Origin of the sequence: Bacillus sp. JJ1521 (assembly GCF_036965165.1) — a bacterium.
GTDB lineage: Bacteria > Bacillota > Bacilli > Bacillales > Bacillaceae_L > Ferdinandcohnia.
Genome location: NZ_JBALOX010000142.1, coordinates 6,627 through 12,941, shown reverse-complemented (window position 1 = coordinate 12,941; position 6,315 = coordinate 6,627). Strand labels below are relative to the sequence as shown.

8 protein-coding genes are annotated in these 6,315 nt (G+C 39.0%); 5 read left to right on the top strand and 3 right to left on the bottom strand.

The window, feature by feature from the left end; translation table 11 throughout:
• On the bottom strand, positions 1–446 hold a 446-nt coding region (locus V7147_RS18320; RefSeq protein ID WP_335369271.1), incomplete at its 3' end, for a gamma carbonic anhydrase.
• A 377-nt stretch (positions 447–823) separates the two neighbouring features.
• On the opposite strand from V7147_RS18320, the gene V7147_RS18315 reads away from it, so the two are divergent.
• Complete coding sequence (locus V7147_RS18315; RefSeq protein WP_335369289.1) at positions 824–1,861, top strand: tetraprenyl-beta-curcumene synthase family protein; 1,038 nt, start codon at positions 824–826, stop codon at positions 1,859–1,861.
• Between the two features lie 153 nt (positions 1,862–2,014).
• Here V7147_RS18315 and V7147_RS18310 read toward each other — a convergent pair whose 3' ends face one another.
• Positions 2,015–2,587: a class I SAM-dependent methyltransferase gene (locus V7147_RS18310; RefSeq protein WP_335369270.1), complete on the bottom strand. Its 573-nt coding sequence runs from the start codon at positions 2,585–2,587 to the stop codon at positions 2,015–2,017.
• The gene (locus V7147_RS18305; protein ID WP_335369269.1) at positions 2,584–3,546 is read right to left on the bottom strand and encodes a TIGR01212 family radical SAM protein; all 963 of its coding nucleotides are present in this window, start codon (positions 3,544–3,546) and stop codon (positions 2,584–2,586) included. Before V7147_RS18305 ends, V7147_RS18310 begins: the two co-directional genes overlap by 4 nt.
• Positions 3,547–3,907: 361 nt before the next feature.
• Between V7147_RS18305 and V7147_RS18300 the strand changes: the two genes are divergently transcribed.
• From V7147_RS18300 to V7147_RS18285, 4 genes are all read left to right on the top strand, one after another.
• Positions 3,908–4,192, top strand: coding sequence for a YtzC family protein (locus tag V7147_RS18300; protein ID WP_335369268.1), 285 nt, complete (start codon positions 3,908–3,910; stop codon positions 4,190–4,192).
• Between the two features lie 11 nt (positions 4,193–4,203).
• Positions 4,204–4,365 (top strand): glycogen biosynthesis protein GlgD, encoded by a 162-nt coding sequence (locus tag V7147_RS18295; protein WP_335369267.1) that lies wholly within the window; start codon positions 4,204–4,206, stop codon positions 4,363–4,365.
• 143 nt (positions 4,366–4,508) lie between these two features.
• Positions 4,509–5,699, top strand: coding sequence for an MDR family MFS transporter (locus V7147_RS18290; protein WP_335369266.1), 1,191 nt, complete (start codon positions 4,509–4,511; stop codon positions 5,697–5,699).
• Positions 5,700–5,836: 137 nt separating this feature from the next.
• Positions 5,837–6,315, top strand: a 479-nt coding sequence (locus V7147_RS18285) for a PAS domain-containing protein (RefSeq protein WP_335369288.1), incomplete at its 3' end; no start/stop codon positions are given.

Genomic DNA, 6,315 nt, shown 5'->3' with positions numbered 1-6,315 from the left:
TTTTTATCCTCTTCATTTAGTTCACGGATCACTTTTGCCGGGCGGCCAAAGGCAAGGGTGTTCGGCGGGATTTTTTTACCTTGTGGAACGAGACTTCCAGCACCAATAAAAGCACCTTCACCAATTTCAGCGCCATCAAGAATAATCGAACCCATCCCAATAAGGGCATTTTTACGAATGATCGAGCTATGTAGGATTACCTGGTGTCCGATTGTAACATCATCCTCGACTATCAAAGGATTGTTTGGACTTTGATGCAAGGTTGAATTGTCCTGGATGCTCACCCTTTTTCCGATAATAGTTGGTGCTACATCACCCCGAATTACGGTATTAAACCATATATTTGTCTCCTCGCCGATTTTAACATCACCTGTAACTGTCGCATAGTCAGCAACGAATACAGAGTCCGCAATTTCAGGATATTTCCCATTGTATGGATAAATCATAATAGGTACGTCCTCTCTCAATTGTTTGATATTCAATGAAAAATCAATTAATGTAAGTGTATCAACTTTTACAAGTATCGTAAATCTTCATATTAGGAATTAGTTTAATGTAAAATAGTATATAATAACAAATTTAGTTTAAATGTCTAGCTACANNCCTTCTGTCAGCGCTCATCTTATGCTTGACTTGCACAGGACAAGGAAAGCTTCGAGAGCATAATCCTCGCACGAAGAAAATGCATAGCATTTTCGAGGAAGTGCTGACATCGACGTTCGCCACAGGACGTGGCGGTTTTTAGTCGATGTTCCTAAAGCTGAGCGCCTTACGCTTTTCTAATGAGGTGATATCTTTGGTACCAACACAACCAATTAGTTTAATGAAGAAAGTGTATCGTGAGGTATTTCCGATTGTGCATCGTGAATTAGCGGTTTGGAAAAAGAAAGCTGAGGAGATTCCAAACGAGGAACTACGGAAGCAGGCATTGGCTAGTATTGATACCAAAACGTTTCACTGTGAAGGTGGTTCCATCCTTGCCTTACTATCAGAAGGAAAAATGGAGGAATGCGTCCGTTTTATTGTGGCTTATCAAACGATTAGTGACTATCTCGATAATCTTTGTGATCGCAGTACGTCATTAGACCCTGTCGATTTTCGTTCGCTTCACGATTCGATGCCAGATGCATTACGACCAGGAAAGCCAACAAAAAATTATTATCAATATCGCGATGAACAGGATGATGGTGGCTACTTAGAAAGCCTAGTGACAACCTGTCAGGATGTTCTTCAAAACATCAACCATTATGATAAAATAGCTGATTATCTACAGGAGTTAGCAAGCTATTATTGTGATTTGCAAATACATAAGCATGTTAAGGTAGAAGAGCGTGTACCAAGGCTCGAGACTTGGTTTAAAAGCCATCAAGATCATCTTCCAAGCATGGAATGGTATGAATTCTCAGCCTGCTCAGGCTCAACATTAGGCATTTTTTGTTTGGTTGCCTATGCGTTTCACGAGGAATTTAATGAAGAAATTGCTTTGAAAGTTCGGAATGGGTATTTTCCGTATATACAAGGTCTCCATATCCTTCTTGATTATTTCATCGATCAAGAAGAGGACCGACAAGGTGGAGACTTGAATTTCTGTTTTTACTATCCACATGAAAATGAACTTGTGGATCGCCTTAAGCATTTTATTCTTGAAGCGGATAGGCATACAGCTGGTTTGCCAAATGAAAAATTCCATCGAATGATAAATCGTGGCTTATTAGGGCTCTATTTATCAGATGAAAAAGTTCGAACGCAGCGTAGTGTCCTAAAAATTGCAAAGAAAATGATCAGGCTTGGTGGGAAGACATCCTTTTTCTTTTATGTGAATGGACGGGCTTACCGCCGATTTCAACATGTATTTGGATAAGAAAAGCGCAAGGCGCCCGATTATCGGCGACAAGCATAAGACGAGCGCTGACAGAAGGTGCTCTTTACCTTCCGAAGCGATTGGCTTATGACCTCGAGCCGATGGCGCCTGGAGCTAGACATAAATGACAACATAATGAATTTTAATACTGCTTTATCTCTTTTCAATAGCAATAACAAAAGGTGGATTGTTTATTTGATTCATAAATCCGTACATTAAAACATGAGCGCGGTTTTGATCAAGTGTTGAACAAAACTCTAACAAGCGATCCCGTTCTACTGCTCCTTCTTCATGACCGTGATACACAACAAGAACAATTACACCCTCAGGCTTCATAAGAGAAAGTAACTGCTCAATCGCTTCAATCGTGGAATCTGGCTTTGTGACAATTTCCTTATTACCACCAGGTAGATATCCCAAATTAAATACGGCACCTGTAATTTTGCCATGGGCTTCTGTTGGGATTGTTGATAAAAGTTGATTATGGCTTCCATGAAATAAGCTAACACGATCAAGTAACTCTAGCCCTTGCAGACGGGAAGTTGTATTTTCAATCGCCTCTTTTTGAATATCGAAGCCGAAAACATTCCCACTTTTACCTACTAAAGAAGCAAGCATTGCGGTATCATGGCCATTTCCGATCGTTGCATCAACAGCATAATCCCCTTCATTTATAGCAAGTTTGAGTAAATTCCGGGCGAATGGAAGAATGCGATCTAATTTCATACGTTTTCCGCAACCTTTTTAAAATATTTTCCTTGATAGCTTTCTCGAAGTTTTAGTTCAGCATCAATCGTATTCAGAACCTCCCATTTATTAACGCTCCACATCGGTCCTACCATTAAATCAATTGGGCCGTCTCCAGTAATGCGGTGAACAATCATTTCAGGGGGTAAAATTTCAAGTTGGTCACAAACTAATTGTACATAATTATCAAATGAGAGAAATTCCAAAAGACCTTTTTCATATTGCTTCACCATTGGAGTCCCTTTTAATAAATGTAGCAAATGAATTTTTATTCCTTGTACATCAAGCTTTGCAACTTGCCTTGCTGTTTCCATCATCATCTCTGGGGTTTCCTGTGGAAGCCCATTAATAATATGGGAGCAAATGCGAATATTGTGCTTACGAAGCTTATTGACACCATCGATATAGCACTGAAAGTCATGTGCACGATTGATAAGTTGTGCTGTTTTTTCATGTACGGTCTGTAAGCCAAGCTCAACCCAAAGGTATGTCCTTTCATTTAGCTCTGCTAAATATTCGACAACATCATCTGGAAGGCAATCAGGTCTTGTTGCAATTGAAATACCGATAACCCCTTCTTGATTTAAAACGGGTTCGAATCGTTCACGTAATACCTCTACAGGTGCGTGTGTATTCGTGAAAGCTTGGAAATACGCCATGTATTTACCGTCTTTCCATTTCTCATGCATTTTATTTTTGATCGTATGGAACTGTGTGAGAATCTCATCAGCTCGGTCTCCGGCAAAGTCACCAGAGCCTGACACACTGCAGAATGTGCAGCCGCCATGTGCGACTGTACCATCTCGATTTGGGCAGTCAAACCCACCATCAAGGGCGACCTTAAACACCTTATGGCCAAATATATTTCGCAAATGGTAATTCCATGTATGGTATCTTTTATTATCACTTGTGTATGCGAATGGATTAACTTGAGGCATTTTTGCCCCTCCTAACTAAAAAAATTCCTACATTGAATTTTAGCATGTGGGCTTCAAGTAACTCAAATGGAAAATTCGAATGATCAAAGACTAGAACGCCACTTCCAGATGTCTTCGCCTTTGTGACCCATATCGTGTGGGCCTCATAAATTGGTAATATCTTTGTTGAGAAAAGAAATCGTGGATGAACACACTATAAAGGAGAAAGCTTTAGTTTTTCTCATTTTTCACTAATTCAGTCGGGCCCAAACCCCAACTGAATTAGTGAAAGCCTTTGGCGGATGCCACAGATTTTCAACGGTAGATTTTCGAGCAAGCTCGAAAAAATCTGGGCGCATTTGATTAGGTAGGAGGGAGAAAAATGGCTACTCGACAATCAGTTGAGGCATTTTTGCAGCGCTGTGAGGATTCTCTTCGTAATGCCCAAGAACAAATTACCATTGCCAGAAGACAGGAAGCTTATAATGCAACGGAGTATACGGATGCCCAAATGCAATTGGAGGAAGTCACAAACGAATTGGCTAAGCTTGCCATGAATTGTAATGGTCAGCAACGTGAGCAATTGCATCGAATGAGACTTCAGTTGCAGCAACTCCAAAATGATATGACTCTGGATGCGAATGTCATTCAAGAGTATAAAATGTAGGGGATGAGCTTATGAAAAAGCGTTCAGATCAAAACAATCCTGAACAAAAAACAAAAAATGCGGTAAATAGCCATGATGTGGAATTCGGACAGGATTACAATCCTGTGAAGAAATCAAAACAAAAATACCTAGAAAAAGGACAGCCAGTAAAATCAAAACAGCGTCCTGAATAATTTATCTACCGACAAGTGGACACTTCGCTTGTCGGTTTTCTATGTCCATTTAGTCGGAATACTTTTTTAAATTGATAAAATGTGTATCAGGGAATAGAATTGTTTTGATATGGATGAATAAAGTAAAAAAGGAGGTGCCCGTAATGCCGAGAGCGCTTTGGATGATCATTATTGGAATGGTTATTAATGTGACTGGGTCATCTTTTTTATGGCCTTTAAACGCCATTTATATTCATGGACATCTGGGAAAATCTTTATCTGTTGCAGGTCTTGTGTTAATGGTGAATGCGGGTGCAACCGTGATTGGAAATTTAGTGGGCGGTGTCCTATTTGATAAAATTGGCGGCTATAAGTCGATTCTAACAGGAATCCTGATTTCATTAGTGGCACTTACAGGATTGACCTTCTACCATGGTTGGCCGCATTATGTTATTTTTCTTACAATCATTGGGCTAGGTACTGGGATGGTGTTTCCAGCCATGTTCGCAATGGCAGGAGCCGTTTGGCCAGAAGGTGGAAGGAAGTCATTTAATGCCGTCTATATCGCGCAAAACCTAGGTGTAGCGATAGGATCAGGTCTTGGTGGTTTTGTTGCTTCCTACTCATTTGATTATATTTTTATGGCAAATACATTCATGTATGTCTTATTCTTCTTAGTAGCACTATTCGGTTATCGTGGAATTCATGCCGAAAAGGCAACCCAATCGACCCTTTTAGAACAATCTAAAACAGTAAAAAATCGGTCAAAATTAACTGCCTTGTTAATACTTTGTATTGGTTATGTTTTATGTTGGGTGGCCTATGTGCAATGGATGGCTACAATATCAAGCTATACACAGGAAATCGGAATTACGTTAAAGCAATATAGTTTATTATGGACAGTGAATGGAGGCTTAATTGTTCTCGGGCAGCCATTACTGAACATGGCGATAAAATCCTTTGCAAAATCCTTGAAAAAACAAATTATCATTGGAATCCTTATTTTTATTTGTTCTTTTCTAATTGTTTCGACTGCAAGCTCATTTAGCGGATTTTTGGTGGCTATGATTATTTTAACAGTTGGTGAAATGTTTGTTTGGCCAGCTGTTCCAACGATCGCAAATGATCTTGCACCAAAAGGAAGAGAAGGCTTTTATCAAGGGATTGTGAATAGTACTGCAACAGGTGGTAGAATGATTGGACCTGTCCTTGGTGGATTGCTCGTTGATTTATGGGGAATGAGCATGTTATTTACGGTCCTAGCTGTATTATTAATTGTTTCGATTTTTACAACTGTCATCTATGACAAAAAACTTAAAGAAAAAAGCAATGTTGTACTAAGTGCGAAGGCCTGATACAGAATGGATGTATCGGGTCTTTTTTTTACCGTCTTGCAGTGTTTGGAATAATTTTGAAGGAAGATTTTGGTGTTTGTCGAATAAGTATGGACAAAACAAATTTTTAATAAAAGGATCTAAAGGGGAGATTAGGCATGATTAATCAACTTAAACATATCCTTAATCTGCTTGACGAAAGGGAAAAAGAGGTAGAACAATTAAAGGAAATTATAGAACTATTATATGACGGGGTTATCATGATTGATAGACAAGGACTCATAACAATGATGAACCAAACTTACTGTGAGTTCCTTGGTGTTAAAGTTCAAAATGTAATTGGTAAGCATGTTAAAGAAGTAATTGAAAATACACGAATGCATATTGTTGTGGAAACGGGACAATCAGAAATTGGTTCATTTATGATCGTAAAGGATAAAAGTATTATTGTCATGCGTACCCCTATTTGGAAAGAGGGGAAAGTTGTTGGGGCTATAGGCAAGGTATTATATACGGATATTAACGAGTTAAAATCGTTGGTTCAGCGCTTAAATGTAGTTGAGAGCAAGCTAGACTTTTATAAACCAGAATTAAAAAAAGTGCAAGGTTCTAAATATTCATTTGAACAGATTATAGG